19 protein-coding genes are annotated in these 24199 nt (G+C 42.9%); 12 read left to right on the top strand and 7 right to left on the bottom strand.

Annotation, left to right across the window (positions count from 1 at the left end; genetic code table 11):
* The 5 genes from iorA to rnpA all read right to left on the bottom strand — a co-directional run bounded on the left by iorA (position 1) and on the right by rnpA (position 3763).
* The gene (gene iorA, locus LLF92_04430; GenBank protein ID MCE5340359.1) at positions 1–1743 is read right to left on the bottom strand and encodes an indolepyruvate ferredoxin oxidoreductase subunit alpha; all 1743 of its coding nucleotides are present in this window, start codon (positions 1741–1743) and stop codon (positions 1–3) included.
* A gap of 56 nt (positions 1744–1799) precedes the next feature.
* A complete protein-coding gene (locus tag LLF92_04435; GenBank protein ID MCE5340360.1) occupies positions 1800–2702 on the bottom strand; it encodes an MlaD family protein in 903 nt (300 codons plus the stop codon).
* Positions 2703–2724: 22 nt separating this feature from the next.
* Positions 2725–2964 (bottom strand): MerR family transcriptional regulator, encoded by a 240-nt coding sequence (locus LLF92_04440; protein MCE5340361.1) that lies wholly within the window; start codon positions 2962–2964, stop codon positions 2725–2727.
* A complete protein-coding gene (yidD, locus tag LLF92_04445; GenBank protein ID MCE5340362.1) occupies positions 2961–3233 on the bottom strand; it encodes a membrane protein insertion efficiency factor YidD in 273 nt (90 codons plus the stop codon). Before yidD ends, LLF92_04440 begins: the two co-directional genes overlap by 4 nt.
* A gap of 131 nt (positions 3234–3364) precedes the next feature.
* Positions 3365–3763 (bottom strand): ribonuclease P protein component, encoded by a 399-nt coding sequence (rnpA, locus tag LLF92_04450; protein ID MCE5340363.1) that lies wholly within the window; start codon positions 3761–3763, stop codon positions 3365–3367.
* A 988-nt stretch (positions 3764–4751) separates the two neighbouring features.
* Between rnpA and LLF92_04455 the strand changes: the two genes are divergently transcribed.
* The 4 genes from LLF92_04455 (at position 4752) to LLF92_04470 (ending at position 9087) form a co-directional block, all read left to right on the top strand.
* The gene (locus tag LLF92_04455) at positions 4752–6548 is read left to right on the top strand and encodes an AlwI family type II restriction endonuclease (GenBank protein MCE5340364.1); all 1797 of its coding nucleotides are present in this window, start codon (positions 4752–4754) and stop codon (positions 6546–6548) included.
* Entirely contained in the window at positions 6545–7336 is a 792-nt protein-coding gene (locus tag LLF92_04460; protein ID MCE5340365.1) for a site-specific DNA-methyltransferase, read from the top strand. Before LLF92_04455 ends, LLF92_04460 begins: the two co-directional genes overlap by 4 nt.
* Complete coding sequence (locus LLF92_04465; GenBank protein MCE5340366.1) at positions 7326–8084, top strand: site-specific DNA-methyltransferase; 759 nt, start codon at positions 7326–7328, stop codon at positions 8082–8084. The genes LLF92_04460 and LLF92_04465 overlap by 11 nt, the downstream gene beginning before the upstream one ends.
* A 184-nt stretch (positions 8085–8268) precedes the next feature.
* Entirely contained in the window at positions 8269–9087 is an 819-nt protein-coding gene (locus LLF92_04470; GenBank protein MCE5340367.1) for a KilA-N domain-containing protein, read from the top strand.
* Positions 9088–9885: 798 nt separating this feature from the next.
* Here LLF92_04470 and LLF92_04475 read toward each other — a convergent pair.
* Both LLF92_04475 and LLF92_04480 read right to left on the bottom strand, forming a co-directional pair.
* Positions 9886–11568, bottom strand: a complete 1683-nt coding sequence (locus LLF92_04475) for a cation:proton antiporter (GenBank protein MCE5340368.1) — start codon at positions 11566–11568, stop codon at positions 9886–9888.
* Positions 11569–11691: 123 nt separating this feature from the next.
* The gene (locus LLF92_04480) at positions 11692–13509 is read right to left on the bottom strand and encodes a U32 family peptidase (GenBank protein MCE5340369.1); all 1818 of its coding nucleotides are present in this window, start codon (positions 13507–13509) and stop codon (positions 11692–11694) included.
* A 90-nt stretch (positions 13510–13599) separates the two neighbouring features.
* Between LLF92_04480 and LLF92_04485 the strand changes: the two genes are divergently transcribed.
* From LLF92_04485 to LLF92_04520, 8 genes are all read left to right on the top strand, one after another.
* Positions 13600–14130 carry a Fe-S-containing hydro-lyase gene (locus tag LLF92_04485; GenBank protein ID MCE5340370.1) on the top strand — a complete coding sequence of 177 codons (531 nt, stop codon included), beginning with the start codon at positions 13600–13602 and terminating at the stop codon, positions 14128–14130.
* Between the two features lie 17 nt (positions 14131–14147).
* Positions 14148–15206: a YchF family ATPase gene (locus tag LLF92_04490; GenBank protein ID MCE5340371.1), complete on the top strand. Its 1059-nt coding sequence runs from the start codon at positions 14148–14150 to the stop codon at positions 15204–15206.
* A gap of 65 nt (positions 15207–15271) precedes the next feature.
* Positions 15272–16306 carry an alcohol dehydrogenase catalytic domain-containing protein gene (locus LLF92_04495; protein ID MCE5340372.1) on the top strand — a complete coding sequence of 345 codons (1035 nt, stop codon included), beginning with the start codon at positions 15272–15274 and terminating at the stop codon, positions 16304–16306.
* A 1-nt stretch (position 16307) separates the two neighbouring features.
* Positions 16308–17549: a competence/damage-inducible protein A gene (locus tag LLF92_04500; protein ID MCE5340373.1), complete on the top strand. Its 1242-nt coding sequence runs from the start codon at positions 16308–16310 to the stop codon at positions 17547–17549.
* Positions 17550–17622: 73 nt separating this feature from the next.
* On the top strand, positions 17623–19335 hold the full coding sequence (locus LLF92_04505; protein ID MCE5340374.1) for a GspE/PulE family protein: 1713 nt from the start codon (positions 17623–17625) through the stop codon (positions 19333–19335).
* 120 nt (positions 19336–19455) lie between these two features.
* On the top strand, positions 19456–20592 hold the full coding sequence (locus LLF92_04510; GenBank protein MCE5340375.1) for a type IV pilus twitching motility protein PilT: 1137 nt from the start codon (positions 19456–19458) through the stop codon (positions 20590–20592).
* Between the two features lie 367 nt (positions 20593–20959).
* Positions 20960–22708: a Flp pilus assembly complex ATPase component TadA gene (tadA, locus tag LLF92_04515; GenBank protein MCE5340376.1), complete on the top strand. Its 1749-nt coding sequence runs from the start codon at positions 20960–20962 to the stop codon at positions 22706–22708.
* Between the two features lie 115 nt (positions 22709–22823).
* Positions 22824–24068, top strand: a complete 1245-nt coding sequence (locus LLF92_04520) for a type II secretion system F family protein (GenBank protein MCE5340377.1) — start codon at positions 22824–22826, stop codon at positions 24066–24068.
* Positions 24069–24199: the final 131 nt, after the last annotated feature.

Here is a 24199-nt window from a genome sequence, read left to right on the forward strand (position 1 = left end):
TTATATCTCCTTTGTCGCGCTGATTGCGCCAAATTTGCATACCTGTTCGCAAAGTCCGCAGCCGTTGCAAAGAAGTTCGTTAATTACAGGTTTTTCGCCCGCGCCGTCAATCGCCGGACATCCGAGTTTCAAACACATCTTGCATTTCTTGCAAAGTTCGTGATTGATTTTGCGGATGTATCCGACCCTGCGTTTCTCACGCAGCGGACATGCCGCCCGTGAAACAATCAGCGATGGCTCATCAGCGTTCAGTTCTGCTTCGATTACCTTTTGTGTTTTTTCCAAGTCATAAGGAAATACCGTTACGACTCGTTTTACGCCGCACGCTTTTCCGATTTCTTCGATTGAGGCAGAGATTGTTTCTTCGCCCATCAGCGTTCTGCCTGTGCCGGGGTTATCCTGATGGCCGGTCATCGCGGTTGTTCTGTTGTCAACGACGATGAGAGTTGATTTGCCTTTGTTGTATGCGATGTCGAGCAACCCTGTAATGCCGGAATGGAAAAATGTCGAATCGCCGACAATGCCGACAACTTTTCGTTTCTCACCGGCCTTATCGAGTCCGTGCGCCATCGAAATTCCGCCGCCCATACAAAGAATAATATCGAGCCGACTCAACGGCTTGAACGTTCCAAGACTGTAACAGCCGATATCGCCGGTAACTATTACATCCTGCTTTGACAGCGCATAGAAAATTCCTCTGTGTGGACATCCCGGACAAAGCACCGGCGGTCGTGCCGGAAGTTCGTCTGCGTATTTCACAGGTTTTTCCGCAGGCAGTTGTCTGCCATCCATCATCGCGCGTGATTTCTGCAAAGTTGGAATTGAAAGCTCGCCCATCCCCGGCACAAATTCTCTGCCGACGCAGTTAATTCCCATCGAGAGAATATGCTCTTCAAGAAAATTATCAAGCTCTTCGACGATAAGAACTTTTTTAACGCCCGCGGCGAATTCTTTTATAAGTTTATCAGGGAACGGAAACGCCATACCCAGTTTCAAAACTGAAGCGTCCGGCCAAACTTCCCGAACATACTGATATGCGATTGATGAAGTAATAATACCAAGCGATTTGTCATTCCATTCGATTTTGTTAATATTGCCGTTCGTGCTGCCGAATTCAGCGGCGTCTATCTGTCGCTGCTCGACTTTCTTTCGCATTTCTCGTGCGTACATTGGAATCGGCACAAACCTCGACGGATTTTTTTCCAGCGCGACAGGTTTAGTATTAACTTTCCGTTCGCCGAACTGCACAAGACTTCGCGAATGACTTACGCGAGTTGTAGTCCGCAGAATCACCGGCGTTTTATATTTTTCTGAAAGCTCGATAGCTGCGATTAAAAATTCTTTCGCTTCGCTGCTGTCTGCCGGCTCGAACAATGGAACCTTTGCGAACCGTGCGAAATTTCTGCTGTCCTGCTCGTTTTGTGAGGAGTGCATTCCGGGGTCGTCTGCGACGATACAAACGAATCCGCCTTCGACGCCCAGATAGCTCAAAGTCATCAGCGGGTCAGCCGCGACATTCAAGCCAACGTGTTTCATTGTAACGATAGACCTTGCACCTGCGCACGACGCGGCCGCAGCAACTTCAAACGCGACTTTTTCGTTTGGCGACCATTCGCAGTAAATATCCTTTTTATATTGAACGACGTTTTCGAGAATTTCCGTGGAGGGCGTGCCTGGATAACCGACGGCGACCGTTACGCCTGCTTCGTAAGTTCCGCGGGCAATTGCCTCATTGCCTGACATCAAATGTACCAATTTTTTACCTCATCCTTAACATGTTGTAATAGTGATTCTAAATTCTAAAATAATTTTATTTGTATACCTTTTTCACTTGTCTTATCCATTACTTTTTTCATTTTTTCCAGAGCGAGTTTAAGTTCTTCGCTGCTCTCGACAAGATTGTAATAGAGTTTATCGTCGTTGACAAGTTTTCCAACGGTGCCTTGTCCGCTGTTGATTTTATTCATGAGCCGCTGAATTTCGATAAGAGTTTCGCCGAGTTGATCGCTGACGACAATGACTTTGTCATTTGCTGTCGTAGAGAACTGCCGTACCGATTGAAGCGTCGTGATGGATTCTTCAGTTGCTTTGGAAAGGTTGGCCAGTGTATTTTTTAAATTCGCTTTGTTGTTTGGGTCGCCGACAATATCATTGACATTATCAACCAGCACGCTGACTTTCACGAACAGCGTTTTGAGTTTATTCTGTAAATCTTCGGGTATGAGTTCGCTTCCGCCCGCTTCGCCCTGCAGAACCATATCGTGTTTGAGATACTTCGGCTCAAGCCTTTCCATTTCCTCTTGCGTGGCTTGAACGTTAGAGATGTCGATATAGCTGCTTCCCATTCCGCGTCTGTACAGTTTCACTCTGACGTTTGATGGAATATTGTTGTAATCGTTAGCGATGGACATTTCGACGGCGACCTGATAGATGTATTCGCCGTCTGGATTGCGATACCTTGCCGGCGGAGAAACGTGCGTAACTTTGCCTATCGGATAGCCGCAGTATTGAACCGGTGTGCTCTCCTCAACGCCCGGCGCGTTCGGAAACAATACCCTTACGCTGTATGAGGTATATTTCGCCGTAACTACCGGCAACTCGCCGAAAAGAAATACCATATAAACAAAAACACACAAGCCGACGATTACAAACGCGCCGACAACCATATTCCTTTTCTTCTGAATTGAATCATAATCACTCATATTCGTTCCTTCATTTTGGTATTTATGCTCTTCCTGCAAGAAACAACTCGCGAATCGCGCGAAGCGGATAACCCGATTTATTCAAAGTCTTTATCAATTTTATTCTTTCAACATTGCCTGCATCAAACAGCCGCCGATTCGTCTGGGTAACAGATGCCGGTTTTATCAAGCCAACCATTATATAGTATTGAAGCGATTGTGTCGAGACACCGGCCAATTTCGCTGCCTTACTTATCGACATCATTTTATTGTCTTCGTTCATAATGTATCAGGGTGGTTTGTCCCGTTGTCCTTTTCAAGTATAACAGGGTCGAACCCTTTGCCGCCGAAAGGGTTGCAACGCAAAATTCTGCCCAAAGACTTATACACTCCCTTGATAAATCCGAATCGCTCAAACGATTCTATCGCGTAATCACTGCAGCTCGGCACAAATCGGCATTGACCGCCTAAGTATCTGCTGATACTCGCTTTATAACAGCGAATCATAAATATCGCAGCCCTTACCGCCAAATTGTTTTTCGCTGGTTTCATTTCTTTATTTACGGGTTTAGGTATTGGTATCGGTAAGGTTGCGTCGAACGTTACTGTTTGAGGTTACGTTATGCACGCAAACCGTTTAACCAAACCGATAAACAAGACGTTACCGAAACCAACAACGAAAACTAATTCTCTGCATCCTTACGGCCTTGTATCTTTTTATATGCCTGCCGGACCAGAGATATAAACCCTTGTCTTACTTCATTTAACGTGATTTTCAATATATCAGATTTTTCCCGCTTCGACAACCACGGAGAATAAATAATTATATAATCAAAACCGCCGGGCAAATCGTTCTGACTCAATCGAAACGCTTCCCTCGCCAGCCGTTTGAGCCGGTTCCTCGATACCGCAGGCTTTATCCTGCCGCTGACAGAAACAGCGAATCGAGGTTTTTCTACAGTATTCGGCGCAATGTAAACCGTCATTAAGTTGCTTTTGGCAAATAACTTATAATCAAAGACAGCCTTAAACGCCGCCTTTGAGTTGAGTCGTAAACACTTTGAAAATCTAAAACCTGTCATACTTGATTATCGGCTTAACCGATACTAAATCCGAAATAAGAATAACGAAATCCGAAAACGAACGCAAATGTTAAAATAGGCAGATTGCTGGTAATTTCGCGCAACTATTCGCATGCGCGGAATTGTACAAAGTTGCATACATCTTTCAAAAACTTGCATATAATTTAGCATAATTTCGTGCGCGGATTCGTCAAACCTGCGTAATTTTATAGCTAACTTGCAGGTATTTTTGCTCAAAAGCCATCAAATTGCGCGTATTTACACGTGAATTGCGCGTATTTTAACGAAAAAACACCAAACTTGCGCATTATTACACGCAAAATCACACAAAACAGTAAATTTTCGCGCTTTTATGCAATTTTATGGCGAAAAAAGTGACAAATATTCAAAAAAACACAGAAAAAAACAAAATTTGTTCGAAATAGAGTGATAGTTGTTAGGATGTAGTCGTTAGTCGATAGTGGAACGCTTCACTTTAAAAGACGCAGAAGCGGATAAAATTTTAGTGTTTTTAGGTTGAGTTTCGGAAAAGAAAAAGTAAAATAGTTTTAAGAGAATTTTTTTAATCGCGGATGACGCTGATTTTTTTGTTGGCCACAGAGTTCACAGAGACGCACAGAGTTTTGTTTTAAGGCGTGTTCTAACGAACACTTGAAAAATCAAATAAAACTCTCCTGCGAACAAGCTCGCATCCGAGTTTTATATTTGACTTTTCTGTCCTAACGGACTATGCCTTAAAGCAATGAGTTGATAGTTGGCAGGTGATAGTCGATAGTAAAATAGTTTTGATCCCCACTCCCCGAACAGGTCGAGGGCAAGTTTCGTGAGGACAAGATTTTTAGTTCTTAGTTTTGAGTTAACACTTTGGTATATATGATTTTAAGACTTGATTTGTTTAGATTTGGTGATAAAATCCAATAATAATCAGTAGTCAGAATATAGTAGCTATCGAAAAAAGGAATTGAAACACAGGTTGAGGAAAATAAGGATGGTAAAGATCAAACCGTGGTCGATATCTACAACTGTTCGAAACCCAGAGCGGCTCGTTGATTTTCTGAAAGTGTTGAAACAATTAGAAGGAGACGATTTTGATACGGCTACACAAGTCAAATATCAAATAATGCTGATTCAACATAGACTATACACTCCTACAATTATTCCGGATAAGTACATAACCTTGTTTAAAGATGTAATTCAGGAAATTCCTTTCGAGGTAGCTCAAGAAGTTTTTGAAACTCAGAATTATGTTGGGCCTGACATGCGAGGCAGACAATCAGTAAACCCATTAAACAAACTAGGGTTTTCAGTGGCTGTTGAGAGGTTAGGGGCTGTGCATATAACAAATTTAGGTAATTTACTTTTGGCAACAGATTCTAAAGTCAGCTACATTTTCTTTAAAAGTCTTTTAAAATTACAATTTCCAAATCCAATGTCTGCACATTTTTCAGAAAAAAAAGGTTTTAATATTTGTCCTTTTATAGCAGTTTTACATTTAATAAAAAAAACTTCAGGGTTGAGTCAAGAGGAATTTTCTTTATTTGTTCCAACTTTGGCGAACTTTAAAGATATAGATAAATATTCTGGATTTATTTTGAAGCGAAGAACATTAAAATCTTCAAAAACAAAAAAGGAATTCGACGTAAATTTTTTAAAAAACTTTTATAAAACTGATGCATTAACAAAGACACAGTGGAATAATCCTTTTGAATATGGCGATAACACGATGCGATATTTTAGACTTACAAAGTATTTCCGTGTTGAAAAACATGCTTTAGGCCATTGGAAAATAAATCTTGAGCCATCTCGAATGAAAGAAATTGATCAATTGCTCAATATGTATGATGGGGCAGCACAAGAATTCAAGGATGTGGTTGATTATGTTAAATATATTAGCGATATTAATGAACCCAAATTACCTTGGGAGATGGATTTTAATAAATCCAAAGACATCTTTATTTCTTTGTTAGACATAGTACGAAATGATTATAAAACGCTTAATTCGAATTTACAAACAGAGCTTAAAAAGGAGTATGTTTGTTTTAATGAGATTGACTTGAAAAAACTTGATTTAAAACAAACAGAAAAATTTATTGAAATGCTAAGAAGTTTTCGCCTGAAAATATTACATCTCAGCAGAAGTAATTTCTTAAGAAAAAATATAAATGAACTTAAGAGAATTGTCAGTCTATTTAAAGATAGACAGAAAATGAAAAAAGTTGAACCTGTTGAGTTTGAATACATGATTTCTCAATGTTTTAAAATATTAAATGATGAAATTGAAATTAAACCTAATTGTATAATAGACGATGATGGAAGCCCAATAGGATTTGCCCCAGGAAATAAAGCGGATATCGAAGGATATTATCATTCATTTAATGGTATTTTTGAAGTAACTTTAGATGTTTCCAGGAATCAAGTATACCGGGAAAGTATTCCTATTATGCGACATCTGAAAGAATTTGAAAATAATAATCCAAGTAAGCCGGCTTTTTGTGTATTTATTGCTCCTAAAGTTCATGATGATACGGTTAATTATCTCTGGATTTCGGTTAAACACGGCTTTGAGGGTAGAAAACAAAAAATAGTGGCACTAGATTTAAATAATTTTTTACGAATATTAGAAATTTTCATTGTTGTAATTGAACAGGGAAAGACGTTTAATCATGGTAATATAGAAAGTTTATTAAATTCTATCGTTACTAATGGTGAAAACGAGAATTCAAGTGTTAATTGGTTTAGAAATGTCTCTTCCAATATACAAGAATGGGAAGCTTCATTAATATGAAAATAATGTCAAAAAATATCTACACTGGTGATTGTGTATCAGTTATGGGGAAAGACATCGGAAAAGAAAGTATAGATTTAATCTACGCAGATCCTCCTTATAACCTTTCTGGGAAGTCGCTGAATTTGGTTAATAATTCTACAGGTGGACCATTTTACAAAATGAATGAAGAGTGGGATACTTGGGATTACGACAAGTATCTTTCTTTTTCTAAAGATTGGATAGAAAAATGTTGGGATGTGCTTAAGCCTAATGGGAGTTTGTATATTTCATGCACTTATCACAACATTGGTGAGATTATTTTTGTTGCAAAAAAATTGGGCTTCAAATTGAACAATGTGATAACGTGGTATAAAACTAATTCAATGCCGAATATTACCAAAAGAGTTTTTACGCATGCTATTGAATATGTATGTTGGTTCGTTAAAGGGAAAAAATGGAAATTCAACTACCATGAATTAAAAGAATTTAATCCACAAAAAACAAAGAGTGGTGAATTGAAACAAATGAGAGATTTTATACAGCTTCCTATTGTTCAAGGCAAAGAAAGAATAAAAAATTCGGATGGCAGAGCGATGCATCCAACTCAAAAACCAGAAAAATTGATTGAGATGATACTTATAGCATCTTCTGATGTTAATGATTTAATTCTGGATCCTTTTTTTGGGAGCGGGACTACTGGGGCGGTTGCAACAAAATTACAACGACGTTGGATTGGTATTGAAAAGAATAGCCAATATGTTAGTATCGCAGAAAAGAGAATTTTTGGAAAAACACATGTTAAATAAAGGCAAAATTGAACTGTTTAAAGGCGATGCTCGAGAATTTCTTAACAATATCCCAGCCAAGAGTGCGAACCTTGTTTTTGCGGATCCTCCATATAATTTATCAGGCAAGAATAATCTTACGTGCAAAAATGGGAAAGTTGCTGTTTGTAACAAGGGTAAGTGGGACGAGATAGAAGACATTCACCTATTTAATAGACAATGGTTAGAAGCTTGCATTAGGGTTTTAGCAGATGATGGAACAATCTGGATATCAGGAACTTTGCATAATCATCCATCTGTAGGTGTCATTTTAAAAGAAATGGGACTTTGGATAATAAATGATATAATATGGTATAAACCAAATGCGGCACCTTTATTACAAGGCAACCGTTGTGCGCCATCTACGGAATTAATATGGTTGGCGAGTAAATCAAAAAAATATTATTTTGATTACGAATTAGCCAGGCAAATTAACGGTGGCAAACAGATGCGTAATCTTTGGGTTATTGCGGCAAGCAGACATCTAACAAGCCATCCGACTGAAAAACCTGAAAATTTATTGCAAAGGATAATATCAATTGGTAGTAAAGAGGGAGATACAATATTAGATCCTTTTATGGGGTCTGGAACAACAGGCGTGGTTGCTAAACAACTAGACAGGAATTTTATAGGTATAGAAATTGATCAATCATATTTTGATATTGCGACTCAAAGAATAGATAGCACCACCAGAAAAACAAACCTATTCGTAAAAAAAAACACAAAGTAAAGTTGACCATTATCAGCTTAGTTTTTCGTAACAATTTACGAGGACACCTTACTAATTTTCTTTTACATAATAATTAGTGCCAGCCATATTTTTAACTACGACCAATGACGGCGGGGCGGATTAAGTGAAAAGTTAAAAGTGAATAGTGAAAAGTTGCGGACATAATTTTGAGTTGAGGGAAACGATGGCGAAGATGAACGTATTGAACAAGGACGTAACGATTTATTCTCAAAATGATGAGGATTATATCTGTCTGACGGATATGGCGAGGTATAAAGACCCTGACAGGACAGATTACATCATACAAAATTGGCTTCGCAGCCGGACAACCATTGAGTTTTTGGGGATTTGGGAGCAATTAAATAATCCAGCGTTTAAACCCATCGAATTCGATGGGTTTAGAAAACAGGCGGGCTTAAACAGTTTTGTGCTTACCGCAAAGCAATGGATTGAAAAAACTCAAGCTATTGGCCTTGTATCAAAAGCCGGCAGATACGGCGGTACTTACGCACATAAGGATATTGCCTTTGAGTTTGCTTCATGGATTTCTGTTGAATTCAAACTATATCTTATTAAGGAGTTTCAACGGCTTAAGAGCGAGGAGTATAAACAGCTTGGCTGGGATATTCGGCGTAACTTAGCAAAAATAAATTATCGAATTCATACCGATGCTATAAAAGAAAACCTCATACCTGCGGAGTTGTCCAAGACGCAAATAAATATAGTCTATGCGACAGAAGCAGATGTTCTCAATATGGCTCTTTTTGGAAAGACAGCCAAACAATGGCGAGACGCAAACCCTAATATAAAAGGGAATATCCGTGATTATGCGGATATTTCACAATTAGTATGCCTTTCTAACCTTGAAAACTTAAACGCCCATTTTATCAATGACGGATTGTCGCAGGCGAAACGGTTAGTAAAACTTAATGAAATAGCAATCCATCAGATGAAACTATTAATGGAAATTCCAAGAATCAAACAAATCGAAGGAAATAAATGATTTTGTTTGATAATGCACGAACATTTATTTGTATTTAGAAAACCAAAAGATGATGAAGATTTAAGCAATGTGAGGTATTCCAGATTTGAGGATAAAAACAATGGCGAGAAAACAAACACATAAAGTAAGGTCAATTAGTGCCAGCCATATTTTAAACTACGACAAATGACGGCGGAGCGTTTTGATGGTAAAAATAGGAAATTCCACATTCGATGTTAAATGTTAAGATAATTCTTCGTGCCTTAGTGTCTTCGTGGCCGCGTAAGAAACAGCACGTTTTCAAAACACCAATTTTTCATTTTTATGATTTCTGACGATTTTACTGCGATTTAGTATCGTTCCAGTTTATTTCAGTGCATTCTACTGTCATTTAATAATTTTTTTTATTTGCGAAACTTGCGCCTTGCGCGATTTTGTTAGCAAAAGTGCGCACGTTCTGTTTTTGCAAAAAGTGAACTACTACATATAGTGTGATTAAAAATTTGCGCACGCGAAAACCTGCGCGAAATTTGCGGAAATTGATTTTTTATATGTTTTTGGCAGGAATTTTGACTGAAAAAATGAAAAATGCCTGAAACGTGCGCATTTTAAACAGTGTTTTTTATGGAAAATTTAAAAACTATAAAAAACGATAATATCTGATATGCCCGATAGTTAAGAAGATTTTCGTTTAAAACGTGCGCTTTTATGTTTTTGTCAAAAAGCGTTATAACCCTTTATTTTGCGTTAAATAGCAGAGTTTACGAGTTGCAGAAAATTGCAGTGTTGTGAAATTTTCTTTTTTTCACAACACCTGTTTTACGCGACGGCTAACTCGTCTGATTTTTCCTGATTCTTAATAATCGCGGCTCCGATTTTTCTTGTTACGGCTCTTAATTTAATTTCGCCGGTAACTGTGTCATCTGCTGAAACGACGGGCATATATTCAATGTCATACTTCTTCATATATTCCAGCGCATCGGCAAGCGGGGTGTCTGCTGTAGTTTTGTCGAGGATGGGCTGGGCGATATCACATGCCAAAAGCCAGTTCGCGACGTTCTGATGCGCGAAGGTTTCACGAATTGCTGGGATGGTTATCAGGCCTTTGATTTTTTGGTTTCTATCCACGACCGGATAATAAAGGCTGTCTGTTCTGGTAAATGTATTTAGAATCTGGTCGAGCGGCGTATCTTCGCGAATTGTTACAGGGTTGTCTGCCATAACATCTCTGACTTTGTATCTGATAATCAAATCCTCTTCGGTTACGTTCATTCCGATTTCGCCTGCGAGCTTGATGCCGAGCTTGACGCAGGGCGGGCCGATGAGCTGGACTATCAGCGTGGTAGCGGTAACGCCGAAGATAATGACTTCCGCCAGCGAAATATCCGGCGTAACCATAATGTTCGTCAAACGCGTACTTGCCATGATTGAAAGGCCGATAGCAACGCCGCCCTGTGCGAAAAGGCCCAGGCCGAGATAGCGTTTAACAACGTTTTCGCCATGTGTAACGGCTGCGCCGATGTATGCACCGGCCATTTTGCCGAGGCTTCTGCCGACAACGTATATAACGATAATCAGCCACAGCCAGGCGGGCATTTTTGAAATGCCGAGTCTCGCACCGACCAGTACGAAGAACAGTACGTAAATCGGAATTGAAAAACTCCGCATCGTGGCGAATATTTTTTCGCTTTTGCGTGGTTCGACGTTTGTGAGTACAAAGCCCAGTGCCATCGCGGCGAGGATAATATCCATCTCTAAATAAACTGACACGGCAATCATAAGAAATATCAGTCCGACGATAAACGCGAGATTTCTTTCGGCCTGAATCTTTAGCCATTTGAGCAGAGCTATCATAATCATCGCGCAAACGGCGCCGAGGACGAGCGAACCGATGAGGTCGATTGCAACGGCAATCATCTGGCGCGAGATTGAGCCGCCGTGGTTTGTAACCATCTGTGCTACGCTTGTGCCCAGTCCGTAAAGACCCATCGCAAGCGCATCGTCGAGCGCAACGATTGCGATTAGTGAAGTTGTCAGGACGCCCCTTGAGCGGTATTCCCACAGCACGTCGATGGTTGACGCGGGGTCTGTTGCCGAGGCGATAGCGCCATAGACGACTGCGCCTGCCAGTGCGGTCGAAAAGCTGTGGAAAAGCAGGTATAGGCAAATGAATATTCCGCTGCCGACGACGAAAAATGCGCCGAGGCCTTCGCCGAATAAAATCGCCATGAATTGCTTGGCGTATTTGCGGAATATGTCGATTTTGAGTTCGCCGCCGACGAGGAAACCAATGATTCCCAACGCGAAGAGATTGAACGGCTCAAGCATTTTGATGTCGGCTGTTGTGATGAGCTTGAAGCCGCTTTCGCCGATAATCAGGCCGATAATGATGTAGCCCATTACCTGCGGAAACTTAATCCTTTGGAAAAACCACGCTCCCAAAAGACCGCAAAAAATGCCAAGGCCTAAAATGAATAAAACGCTATGGCTGATATGGTACATTCTAAAACTTTCTAAATGTGTGAATCTATGTACCATCCGCGGGTTTTGCAAGGTAAAATTTAATTAAAACTGGGCAATATTAGTCCGGTAATTGGCTGCGGTGTCGCGGTTATAAACTGGTTTTTATTCTGCGTACTCGTCGCCGAGATAAATTTCCATTCCGCATTTTCCGCAGAGAAATTTGACTTTGTATTCTCTGCCGTCTTCATCCTGCAGAATCAGCGGCTCTGCGTTCGGCTCGCACATATTCAATTCTCTTCGCAGACAATATTTTGTCGTCATTACTTTTTCGCCTATAAGATTCAGGCCCGACTCTGCGCCTTGTTCGATGGCTTCAACGCCGTGACGGGTATAAAAATCGAACGCCATTGCATTTATTGCGTTGCCGTTGAATGACAAATGCTTTTCAAAATACGGAACATCATTTTTTGTAATCTTGATTTCCTGTCGCGGTCTGTTTTTTTTGCGTTCAATAATTAATTTTTCGACAAGCTGTCGTCTTGCTTCGTTCAATTGAGATGCCGGCACGAAATACATATTGGCAGTTTCGATTTGCAGATTATCGCAATTGAAAATAGTGTTCCCCAGTCTTGTAAGCTGATTATGAAAAGCTTCTTTTGCGGCATCGACTTTTAACGCCAGTTTCTTTTCGCCGGGAATATCCACTTTCTCACAATTCCCATCTTCATCGATACCGCATATAACCAAGCTATTGTCGGTTTCCTGTACTTTTATTGAAAGTCCGATTTTCCGCTCGGCGGGCTGATTGGTGAGTTTTTGCGAGAATTGATGGTCATTATTACGATAAACTTTTAGACCGACGCTGATTTCATTCATTTTTTGAGCGTAAACTTTTTGGCCTTCAACAATATTTATCGTTGTGCCGGACAAATTATTCTGCCAGTCGAAGAAGCATACACCGTCGCCGCTGTGCAAATCTAATTTTGTATCGATAATGAAAAATGTCTTTTCTACTTTTTTAACAGTGCCGACAAATTCGCCGACGGTTTTGGGCGTATTGATTGAACCGATTTTTGCCTGTTTGTCTGCGAAATTAAAATCAGTGAAGCCGCGATTGAAAGTTTTTTCCGGATTCGGCTCGAAATTAAAATGAATTTTGCCGGAAGAATTTTTTTGAAGATTTCTTTTTTCAAGAATCGAATCCAGCAGTTTACGGTAGTAGCTGACGGTATTGACGACATACGTAACATCTTTCAATCGGCCTTCGATTTTGAATGTGCTTATGCCGGCGTCAATCAATTCTTCCAAATGTCCGGAAAGGTTCAAATCTTTAATCGAAAGAAGATACCTGTCTTTTGTCAGTATATTGCCTTGTTCGTCTTTCAGCGTATAAAGCCTTCGGCAGGGCTGTGCGCATTGTCCGCGGTTTCCGCTTCTGCCGCCAAGTGCGCAGCTCAAATAGCATTGGCCGCTTTTGCTGACGCACAACGCACCGTGAACAAAACATTCCAAGTCGATGGAGACGTTGTCGCGAATATGTTTGATTTCCTCAATCGAAAGTTCGCGAGCGAGGATTGCTCTTGAAAATCCGACATCCTGCAGGAATTTAACTTTTTCCAGACTGCTGTTATCCATCTGTGTGCTGGCGATTAACGGAATCGGCGGCAGGTCTAACTCGAGCAGTCCCATATCCTGAATAATCAGGCCGTCAATTCCCATCGCGTATAATTGCTGAATCATTTTTTCGGCGATGGTAATTTCCCCATCGTACATCAGAATATTAAGCGCGATGTAAACCTTCGCGTAATATTGATGAGCGAAATCGAGGACTTTTTTAATATCTTCAGGTGAATTTGCCGCAGCCTGACGAGCGCCGAATCTCTCGGCTCCCATATAGACCGCGTCCGCGCCGCAGGTGATGGCGGCTATGGCGGTTTCGGCGTCTTTGGCTGGTGCTAATAATTCGATTTTTCTGTTCATTTGGAAGGATTATAGCGATTCTTTGTATATCGCAAAGAATATTTTGAAAAATGCGGGATTTTGTGTAGAATAGAGGTTTAGAGTCTTTTTATGATTAAAATCAATACGCCACTGACTGATGATATAGTTCGCACGCTCAAAGCCGGCGATGAAGTCGCGATAAGCGGTATGATTTACACTGCGCGCGATGCCGCTCATAAGCGTTTGTGCGAATTGATTGCGCAGGGCAAAGAATTGCCTGTTTCGCTTGCCGGTCAGGTGATATATTTTGTCGGCCCGACACCTGCACGGCCGGGCAAAGTTATCGGCTCGGCGGGTCCGACGACATCGGCAAGAATGGATAAATTTTCGCCGATGCTTCTCGATGCCGGTCTGAAGGGAATGATTGGCAAAGGCTATCGCGGCGAAGCGGTCAGAGAATCGCTCAAGAAAAATTGCGCGGTACATTTTGCAGCATTGGGCGGAGCAGGCGCACTTTTGAGTCAATATATAATTTCCGCCGAGGTTGTGGCGTATGAAGATTTGGGAACTGAAGCAATTAGAAAATTGGAACTGAAAGATTTTCCCGCGATTGTCGCGTATGATTCTTTCGGCAATACAGTATTTAAAAAAGCAAAATAATTTAATAAAGGTAAATAATGAAAACAGCATTTCTTGGTATAACCGGTTCAGGCAAAAGTACATTAATGGCGGCGGTCAGCGGCAGGAAGATGGCACAGGCCGGCGTGTCACAGATTGAAGAAGCCGTTGCCAAAGTGCCGGATGAAAGGCTCGACTGGCTGCGTGATTTGTATAAACCGAAAAAAAATGTCCCGGCGACAATTGATTGTCTTGATGTTCCGGGTCTTTCGTTTGCCGATGACCACACTCGCGCATCTGCACGAAAACTGCTCACAAATGCCCGCACAACGGATTTGCTTGTGCTTGTGATACGCGCGTTCGATAATGCGGGAATGAAGCCGGAGCCAATGAAAGAGCTTTCAACTTTGATGACGGAAATTCTGCTGGCAGACCTTGAGCTTGTCGAAACGAGAATCATAAATCTTGAAAAGCAGGTAAATAAGCCGTCGAAAGACCAGGCCAAACAAAAAACGGAACTTGCGTTTCAGTTGAGACTCCGCGAAGCGATTGAAAATGAAAAGCCGTTGAAGGCCGCAATTCAAAGCGCAGAAGAAGTTGAACTCGTCAGGCCGCTTGGTTTCCTGACACTCAAACCAATGGTTGTTGTTTTCAACACGCCGGAGGGTGAACCCTCGCAAAGTTTTGATACCAAAGGCGTACTTGATGCGAGCATACCGACAATCAGCGTTTGTGTGAGTATCGAATATGAAATAAGCCAGCTTGATGATGAAGAGAGTAAAAAAGATTTTATGAAGGATTTAGGCCTGACAGAATCCGCAGCGAAAAAACTTGTGCGAAGCTGTTATTCGGCGCTTGGCCTGATAGACTTTTTCACAGTCGGCGAAGACGAAAATCGTGCATGGTCGATTTTAGCAGGTACAACCGCGCTCGACGCGGCCGGCAAAATCCACAGCGATATCAAACGCGGCTTCATTCGCGCAGAGACAATCAGTTATGCAGACTTGAAACAATACGGCGATGAAAAAGCGGTCAAAGCCGCCGGTAAATTCCGTCTTGAAGGAAAAACTTATATCGTCCAGGACGGCGATATTATGAATTTCAGATTTAACGTATAAAATGAAATTAAAAATCAAAAATTAAATATCAAAATTATGGAACGGCCTTTGGCCGAGGTATTTTAATGAAGGCTCTGGCACTGACAGGTTTGAAAAGATTGGAAATTATCGACTGGCCTGCGCCGAAAATTGTGAACGATACGGATGTTTTACTTAAAATGGCCGTAGTCGGAGTTTGCGGCAGCGATATCCATTATTATGAAGATGGCAAAGTCGGTTCGCAGGTCGTAAAATATCCTTACCTCATCGGCCACGAATGTTCGGCGATAGTTGAGCAGGTTGGCAAAGGCGTGAAAAACGTAAAGCCCGGCGATAGAGTTGTTGTCGAGCCTGCGGTTTCCTGCCACAATTGCGATCAGTGCAAAATGGGCAGAGAAAACACATGCAGAAAAATAAAATTCCTCGGCACACCCGGCCAGGGCGACGGCTGCCTTTGCGAATATATGGTTATGCCCGAAGAAAGCTGCCTTGTTATAAATGACAGACTCACACTTATTCAGGCGGCACTTTGCGAACCTTTCACAATCGGTTTATATGCGGCAAAACAGGGACAAGGAACGCATAGTGAGAAAATCGCGATACTCGGCTCCGGCCCGATTGGCTTGAGTTGTATGACCGCTGCGAAATTTCTCGGCGTGAAAAAAGTTTATATGACAGACAAAATTAATTCCAGACTTGCTGTCGCAAAAGCGCACGGCGCGGATTGGACGGCAAATCCTGATGAGATTGATATTGTCAAAGAGATAACGAAGATTGAGCCGCTCGGAGTTGATGTGGTTTACGAATGCGCAGGTCAGCAGAGTACGATTGACCAGGCTCTTGAAATTTTGCGTCCAGGCGGGAAACTCGTGCTTGTCGGCATTCCGCGTCAAAGCACAATGTCGTTTTGTATTGATTATGCCCGCAGAAAAGAAATTACGATTGTTAATATCCGCCGGCAGAACAGAACAACGCACGAAACGATAGAACTGATTGCGGATAAAAAGGTGAATGTTGATTTTATGGTTACGCACAAATTTCCATTTAAGGATGCTGCACAGGCTTTTGAACTTGTCGCAGGTTATAAAGACGGCGTCATCAAAGCAATGATTGAATTTTAATATGAAAAAAGCAGCAATATTAAGCGTTGGTAACGAATTATTAAACGGCAGTACAGTTGATACAAACAGCAACTGGCTGCAAAAGCAACTACTCACAGTTTCGATTCCTGTCGTTTACACTTGTTCGATTGTCGATGATATTGACGAAATCAAAAACGCGATTGAATATGCATCAACAAAAGCCGACGTGATTTTAATCACCGGCGGCCTTGGCCCCACAGACGACGACCTCACGCGGCAGGCCATTGCAAAATACCTGAACGTCGAGCTTGAATATCATCCTGATATTTACGCGAAGATTGAAAATTTCTTCGTCTCAATCAAACGCCCGATGGTTGAGAAAAATAAAATTCAGGCGTATCTCCCTGCCGGCACAAGCGAAATCGAAAATAACCTCGGCACAGCTCCGGGCATTTTCTATCAGAATAATAAAATCCTAATCGCATCATTCCCCGGCGTGCCGTATGAAATGAAAGAGATGTTTGAAAAAATAGTTCAGCCGAAATTGCAGGAATTAAATCGTGGAAATATTTTAGTCGTAAAGAAAATAAAGTGCATCGGCGTAGGCGAATCTTCGCTTGCCGAAATGATAGGCGATATGATGGAGCGGGACAGAAATCCGCTGATTAACTGTACAGTTGACCACGGAGTTATCACTCTGCATATTATCTCGCAGGCAAAAGATGAAAAAACCGCGCAGGCTTCGGCGAACAAAGATATCGAAAAACTTCGCGGCATTCTCGGCGGATTTATTTACGCTTATGATGATTTGAGTTTGCCCGAAGCTGTTGGCCGAAAGCTTGCTGAAAAGAAAAAAACTCTGGCAATTGCCGAGTCCTGCACCGGCGGCCTGATAGCGAAATTACTTACCGATATTTCCGGCTCAAGCAAATATTTCACTTACGGCTGGGTTACATACAGCAACGAGGCGAAAATTTCACAACTCGGCGTTGATAAAAATCTGATAGACAAATTTGGAGCCGTCAGCAGCGAAGTTGCGGCACAAATGGCGATTGGCGCGAAGAAAAAATCCGGTGCCGATTATGCTATCGCGGTAACAGGAATCGCAGGTCCGGACGGCGGAACAACCGAAAAACCTGTGGGTTTAGTGTATGTTTCTGTCGCAGGGCCGAATGAAACAAAAACCGAGCGTTTCCTTTTTGGCGCAAGAAACAGAGATTTTATCAGACTACGAACTTCACAAGTCGCCCTTAATTTACTTAGATTAAACTTGTGTAATTGACCTGAAAGGCCGATAGTGGTATAATGTCCCGGGAAGGGGCGGAGTTAGATTGTATCATTATATTTAAGGCGTTATGAGTAAAAACCGGAGAAAATTAGGCGAAATTCTCTATAAAAGCGGACTGATAGGCAAAGAAGCCTTAATCAGCGCCATCAAAACGAGCCAGCAGAAACACAAGCGGCTCGGCGAAGAGCTTATAGAGCTGGGACTTACGACCGAAGAAGAAATCTGTAAAGCAATCGCCCATCAGTTTGGTCTCAATTACATCGACCTCGACAGATTCCACGTTTCCAAAGAGGCGATGCAGCTTATTCCTAATGAAGTCGTCCAAAAATTCAGCGTTTTGCCGATAGCCAAAGAAAACGGCAAACTTAAACTTATCATCAGCGACCCGCTCGACCTCGATATGCTCGATACTTTGCGTTTCAGGCTCAACAGCGAGCTGGAATGCAGTATCGCAAGTCCCACAAAGATTCGTGCTTTCATCGAACGAAGCATCGATAACGTTCGCAGCAGTATCGACGCCACGGCAGCGGAACTTGCCGCCGAGGGGCACTCGATTGAAGCGGAAATTCTCAAGGCTGAAGCTGCCGGCGAAGATGACGAAGGCCCGGTTATCAGGCTTGTAAACCTCATTATCGACGAAGCTGTTCGTATGAAGGCAAGTGATATTCACATCGAACCGATGACTGACCGCGTAAGGGTTCGTTATCGTGTTGACGGCGTTTGTTCCGAACGAGATACGATACCAAAGCATATGCAGGCCTCGCTTCTCGCGAGATTCAAGATTTTGTCCGGTATGGACATTTCAGAACGAAGACTGCCGCAGGATGGAAGAATTCAGCGTGAAATCGACGGAAAGAAGATTGACTTCCGTGTTTCGGCGCTGCCAGGCTATCACGGCGAAAGTACCGTGCTTCGTATTTTGTCGCCGGAATCGATTAATATCGGTATTCAGGCGCTCGGTTTGGGCGATGAAGATAATCAGAAATTTTTAAGAATCATCAAAAGGCCGAACGGCATTTTCCTTGTAACAGGCCCAACCGGTAGCGGTAAAAGTACAACGCTTTATTCAGCGTTGAAGGAACTCAACAAGCCTGACAAGAAAATTATTACTGCTGAAGACCCTGTCGAATATAACGTAGCCGGCATTAATCAGTGTCAGGTGAAAGAGGATATTGGACTTACTTTTGCAAAGATTTTGAGAGCTATGCTGCGTCAGGCGCCGAACGTGATTCTCGTCGGTGAAATTCGTGACGGCGAAGTTGCGGATATCGCCATTCAAGCCGCTCTTACAGGCCACTTGGTGTTTAGTACGCTGCACACAAACGACGCGTCGAGTGCGATTACGCGTCTTATCGATATGGGCGTAAAGCCGTTCCTTGTCTCAAGTTCCATTCAGGCTATTATGGCACAGCGTCTTGTTCGAAGGCTTTGCCCGAATTGCAAGATTATCGATGAGCATCCCGACCCGCACTATTTAAGACTGCTCAATATCGGGCCGGAAGATTTGAAAAAACATCAGATTTACAAAGGTGCCGGATGCAACAAGTGCCACGGCATGGGTTATAAAGGCCGACAGGGCATTTTTGAAATACTTGAAATGAACTCCCAATTGCGTGAGCTTGCTTTCGCAAGGGCGCCGGCTTCTGAAATAAGAAAAGCCGCCAAAGCGAGCGGTATGAGTACTCTGCTCGAAGACGGCAGACAAAAGATATTTAAAGGTATAACCACGCCTGAAGAAGTATCGAAACATTCACAGGCTGAAGGTTTGGTTTTGGATTAATTATACCGATTGGTATAATTGCTCGCGTGTCGTAAAGTTTGTACGACTTCGCGGCCCGCTTCGCTTTACCCGCGGAGCATCGTACGATAATTTTTTTAACATGTATTACAGGATTTATAAATGGCTACTGTACATATTGACAGGCTTCTCGAAGCATGTATTAAAATGGGCGGTTCAGACTTGCACATCACAGTCGGAAGACCGCCGGTATTAAGACTCCACGGCAGGCTTCGTTCGCTCGAAACAAAAGTTCTCGAACCTGAAGATACGACAGCACTTATGAAGAGTATCACTCCTGACAAAAACCAGCAGGAGTTCCAGGAAGTAGGAAGTACAGACTTCGGTTTTGCTTTTGGCGATAAAGCCCGTTTCAGAACCGCAGTTTTCCGTCAAAAAGGCAACGTCGCGATGGTTTTGCGTTTGATTCCGTCAGAGCTGATGAGCTTTGATAAAATCGGTTTGCCGAAGATTTGCGCGGCTCTGTGCAGAAGGCCCAGAGGTTTGTTCCTCGTTACCGGCCCGACCGGAAGCGGAAAAACCACAACGCTTGCCAGTATGATTAACTATATCAACGAAACGCTCGACCGGCACATCATTACAGTTGAGCATCCTATCGAATATTATCATCAGCACAAAAAATCGATTATCAATCAGCGTGAAGTCGGCATAGACGTGCCTTCATTTGCCGAATCTTTGAGAAGAGCTTTAAGACAGGACCCTGACGTTATCCTCGTCGGTGAATTGCGAGACCTTGAAACAATGGAAAACGCTATTCGTGCCGCGGAAACCGGACACTTGGTGTTCAGTACAGTTCACACCACCGGCTGCCAGGGTACTATCAACCGTATCGTCAACGTGTTCCCTGTTGACCAGCAGGAACAGATTCGTATTCAGTTGAGCACAAACTTGATTGCGGTTTTGAGTCAGGCGTTGTGTCCATTGAAAGTCGGCAAAGGCCGAGTCGCCGCTTATGAATTTATGGTGGTAACACCGGCTATTTCGAACCTTATTCGCGAAAACAAGACCTTTAGAATCGAGTCTGCGATTCAAACTGGTAAGGGACTTGGTATGCAGCTTCTCGATGACCATCTTTGGGAACTGTACGATTCGGACAAGATAAGTCTTGAAGAGATGGTTGAAAAGGCCAGACAGCCGAGTATGCTTCTCGAAAAAGCCGAGAAGAAACTGGGCGGCAGAACTGCCGAATTTATGAAAGAGCTGGAAGGAATCGGGCCTATTATTGGGGCGAAAGAGTAAATGCCGATTTTGAAAAAAATTTGCGGATGAACAGAATTTTGACCGTGATTTTTGAAAAAACAATGGCATTTCCGCTAAGTGTCAAGTCGGGATCGACAGAAAAGCGATAACTTTCCTCATCTAATTTTTCTGTTTATGAAAGTGTTTGTCAAAAAGATAGTTAGAATATGTCGACTTGTTGCATTTTACCCATATTGCCAGTTTAGTGATATGAAAAAACATAATTACTGGACTTTGTTGTTGTGTTTATTACAATAAACCAGTTGTCGTGTTCATAATTTTCTTGCTATAATAAAGTTACGAACGTATAGTTTAATTGTTAAGAAACAATATTAATTAACCCGTAAGGGTTAGTTGGAGGTCTCAAATGGCCAAAGACATTCCAATAGAACAGTTGCGTGGACGATCGTTAGGTCGCATCCTTGTTAAGATGGGCGTCCTGACAAGGGATAAAATTCATCAGTGCCTGGCCGTTCAAAAGAAAAAGGGCGGCGGTGTTCTCCTTGGTCAGGTTATGCTCGAACTTGCGATGGTCGACCAAAAGCAACTCAACAAAGCACTGGCTGCGCAGCGAGGTATGGAATTTATCGAGATGGGCGGTATGGATATCGATAAATCCGTCATCGAGTTGGTTCCCGCACAAATGGCTAATGCATATCGTGTTATTCCCCTTGAATACAGCAAAACCGACAATAGTATGCTGGTTGCGATTGACAGCCCAGACAATTTCAAGGCCACTGACGATTTAAGTACTCTGATGGGTTACAAGGTAAGGGCGAAAGTCGCCACTCCGACCGACCTTGATGAGATGCTCAAGAAATACTACTCCAAAGAAGATGAAAGCATTAACGACCTGATTGGTCAGCTTGAAGGCGATGATTTTCTTGGCGAGTTCGCCGGCAGAGACCACAGTATCGACCTTGACGAGTTGAAAGAGCTTGCCGAGTCGAACCCGGTTAAAAAACTGCTCAACCTTGTGCTGCTTCAGGCGATTAAGGACAAAGCATCAGACGTTCACTTCGAACCATTCGAAGCTGAATATAAAATGAGATACAGAATTGACGGTGTGCTGTATGAAATGATACCGCCGCCGAAACACATTGCCGTAGCGATTAGTTCGAGAATTAAGGTTATGGCGAACCTCGACATCGCGGAAAGAAGAATGCCGCAGGACGGAAGAATTCCGCTTACGGTTCAGGGTCATCAGGTTGACCTTCGTGTCGCTATTTTGCCGACGATGTTTGGCGAAAGCGTCGTGCTTCGTATTCTTGACCGTTCACAGCTCGATTTGAAGCTTGAGAATCTCGGTCTGTCTCCGCGTGATATGGAAACGATTCGTCTGCTGGTGCAAAAGCCGAACGGCATTTTGATTGTTACCGGCCCGACCGGCAGCGGAAAAACAACAACGCTTTATTCAGCTCTTAAAGAGCTTAATACAATTGACGCTAAACTGATTACTACCGAAGACCCCGTCGAGTATGACATCGACGGCATTATACAGGTTCAAATGAAGCCGGAAATCGGTCTGACGTTCGCGAGCTGTCTGCGTTCAATTTTGCGTCAGGACCCGGACGTGATAATGGTCGGTGAAATTCGTGACCTTGAAACCGCGCAGATTTCCGCGCAGGCATCGCTGACAGGCCACCTTGTATTCACCACGCTTCACACGAACGACGCCCCGAGTGCGATTGCCCGTCTTGTGGACCTTGGTCTTGAGCCGTTTTTGATTACAGCGACTCTCGAAGGCGTTATCGCACAAAGACTCGTCAGAAAAATCTGCGAGAATTGCAAAGAAGCGTACGAGCCGACCGAAGAGCAGCTTATGGAGCTTGATTTGAAGCCGGATATGATTCAGGGCAAGAAATTCTATTACGGCCGCGGCTGCGACCAGTGCAACAACACAGGTTACAGAGGTCGAATGGGACTTTATGAAATAATGATATTTGACGATGATATGCGCCAGCTTGTTATGAATAGCGCCTCGACGAACGTCCTGCGAAACGCCGCGAAGAAAACGGGTATGACTACGCTGCGTGAAAAAGGTCTCAAGGCAATATTCGACGGCATTACAACGATTGAAGAAGTTGTAAAAGAAACAGCAATGGAAGAACTATAACGAGTGAAGATTGAAAAATGAAGAATGAAGATTTAAGGAACGCCTTTGGCGTGATATTTATGAAAATCTTCAATCTACAATCTACAATCTTCAATATTCAATTTAAAGGTGATTTATGCCAGTATTTCAATATGAAGCTTTGGATGCCAATGGCGGCGAAATAAAAGGCCAGATTGAGGCGTTGAGCGGCGATGAAGCGTTGAGCAAGATTCGCAATATGGGCTATTTCCCCACAAAACCACCGAAGGCAAAAGGCGGCGTGCGGGAAAAATTAGCCGCTGCGGCAAAGCCCAAGTCTCGCAGAGGTTCCGGCGGTAAAGTTAAAGTTAAGATGCTTACGCAGTTTGCTCGCCAGCTTTCGACTTTACAGGATGCCGGTCTGCCGATTCTGCGTTCGCTTAGAATTCTCGAAGAGCAGCAAAAGGGCGGAACATTCAGGCGTGTTATCGGTTATGTCGCCGACGATATTGAAAGCGGCTCGACGTTATCCGAAGCGCTTGGCAAATTCCCAAAGGCTTTCAACAGATTATTCGTCAACATGGTGGCTGCCGGCGAAGTCGGCGGTGTGTTGGATGTCATTCTCGCAAGACTTGCCGATTTTATGGAAAAGGCGCAGAAGCTCAAAGCGAAAATCAAAGGCGCGATGGTTTACCCGCTCGTAGTTTTGGGCGCTGCGTTTGCTATCGTTATGGGTTTGATGATTGGCGTTATTCCGAAGTTCAGCCAGGTGCTTAAAGATATGACCGGCGGCGAACTGCCCGCGCTTACACAGTTTCTTATAAAGATCAGTAACTGGCTGGCGTTTCAATACGGCTGGGCGGTAATGCTTGCGGTTCCGTTTATTATGATGTTTACCCTGCGAATCATCAGAAAATTCGGCGCAGGCAGATACATCCTTGACGCCATCAATCTTAGACTGCCGGTCGTCGGCAAAATCGTTTACAAAACTACCGTCGCGAGATGGACAAGAACGCTTGGTACGCTAATCAGCGCCGGCGTTCCGATTCTTGAGGCGATTAATATTACAGCCGATACATCAGGCAACGAAGTTTATGCGGCTATGCTTCACAAAGTACACAACGGTATTCGGCAGGGCGACACGTTCGCCAATCCGCTGCGTCAGTCGAAAACGGCTGACGGCCTGGTCGTCAATATGATTGATGTCGGCGAAGAGACGGGCGATATGGACAAAATGCTTTTGAAAATCGCAAACAACTTCGACGAAGATGTTGATGTGCTGGTCGGTTCGCTTATGAGTTTGCTCGAACCGATTATGATTCTCGTACTCGGAGGCGTTGTCGGTACTATCGTGCTGGCGATATTCCTGCCGATGGTCAAAATTATTACATCGCTGATGTAACGAAAATTAAAAATCAAAAATTAAATATCAAAATTGTGGAAGTTTAAAATTAAATATCTCTGTGAGCTCTGTGTTCTCTGTGGCTATTAAAAAAGAGAACTCTGGGGCTAAAAAACGTTAACAGTAATAAT

This window comes from Planctomycetaceae bacterium (genome assembly GCA_021371795.1).
Classification (GTDB): domain Bacteria; phylum Planctomycetota; class Phycisphaerae; order Sedimentisphaerales; family UBA12454; genus UBA12454.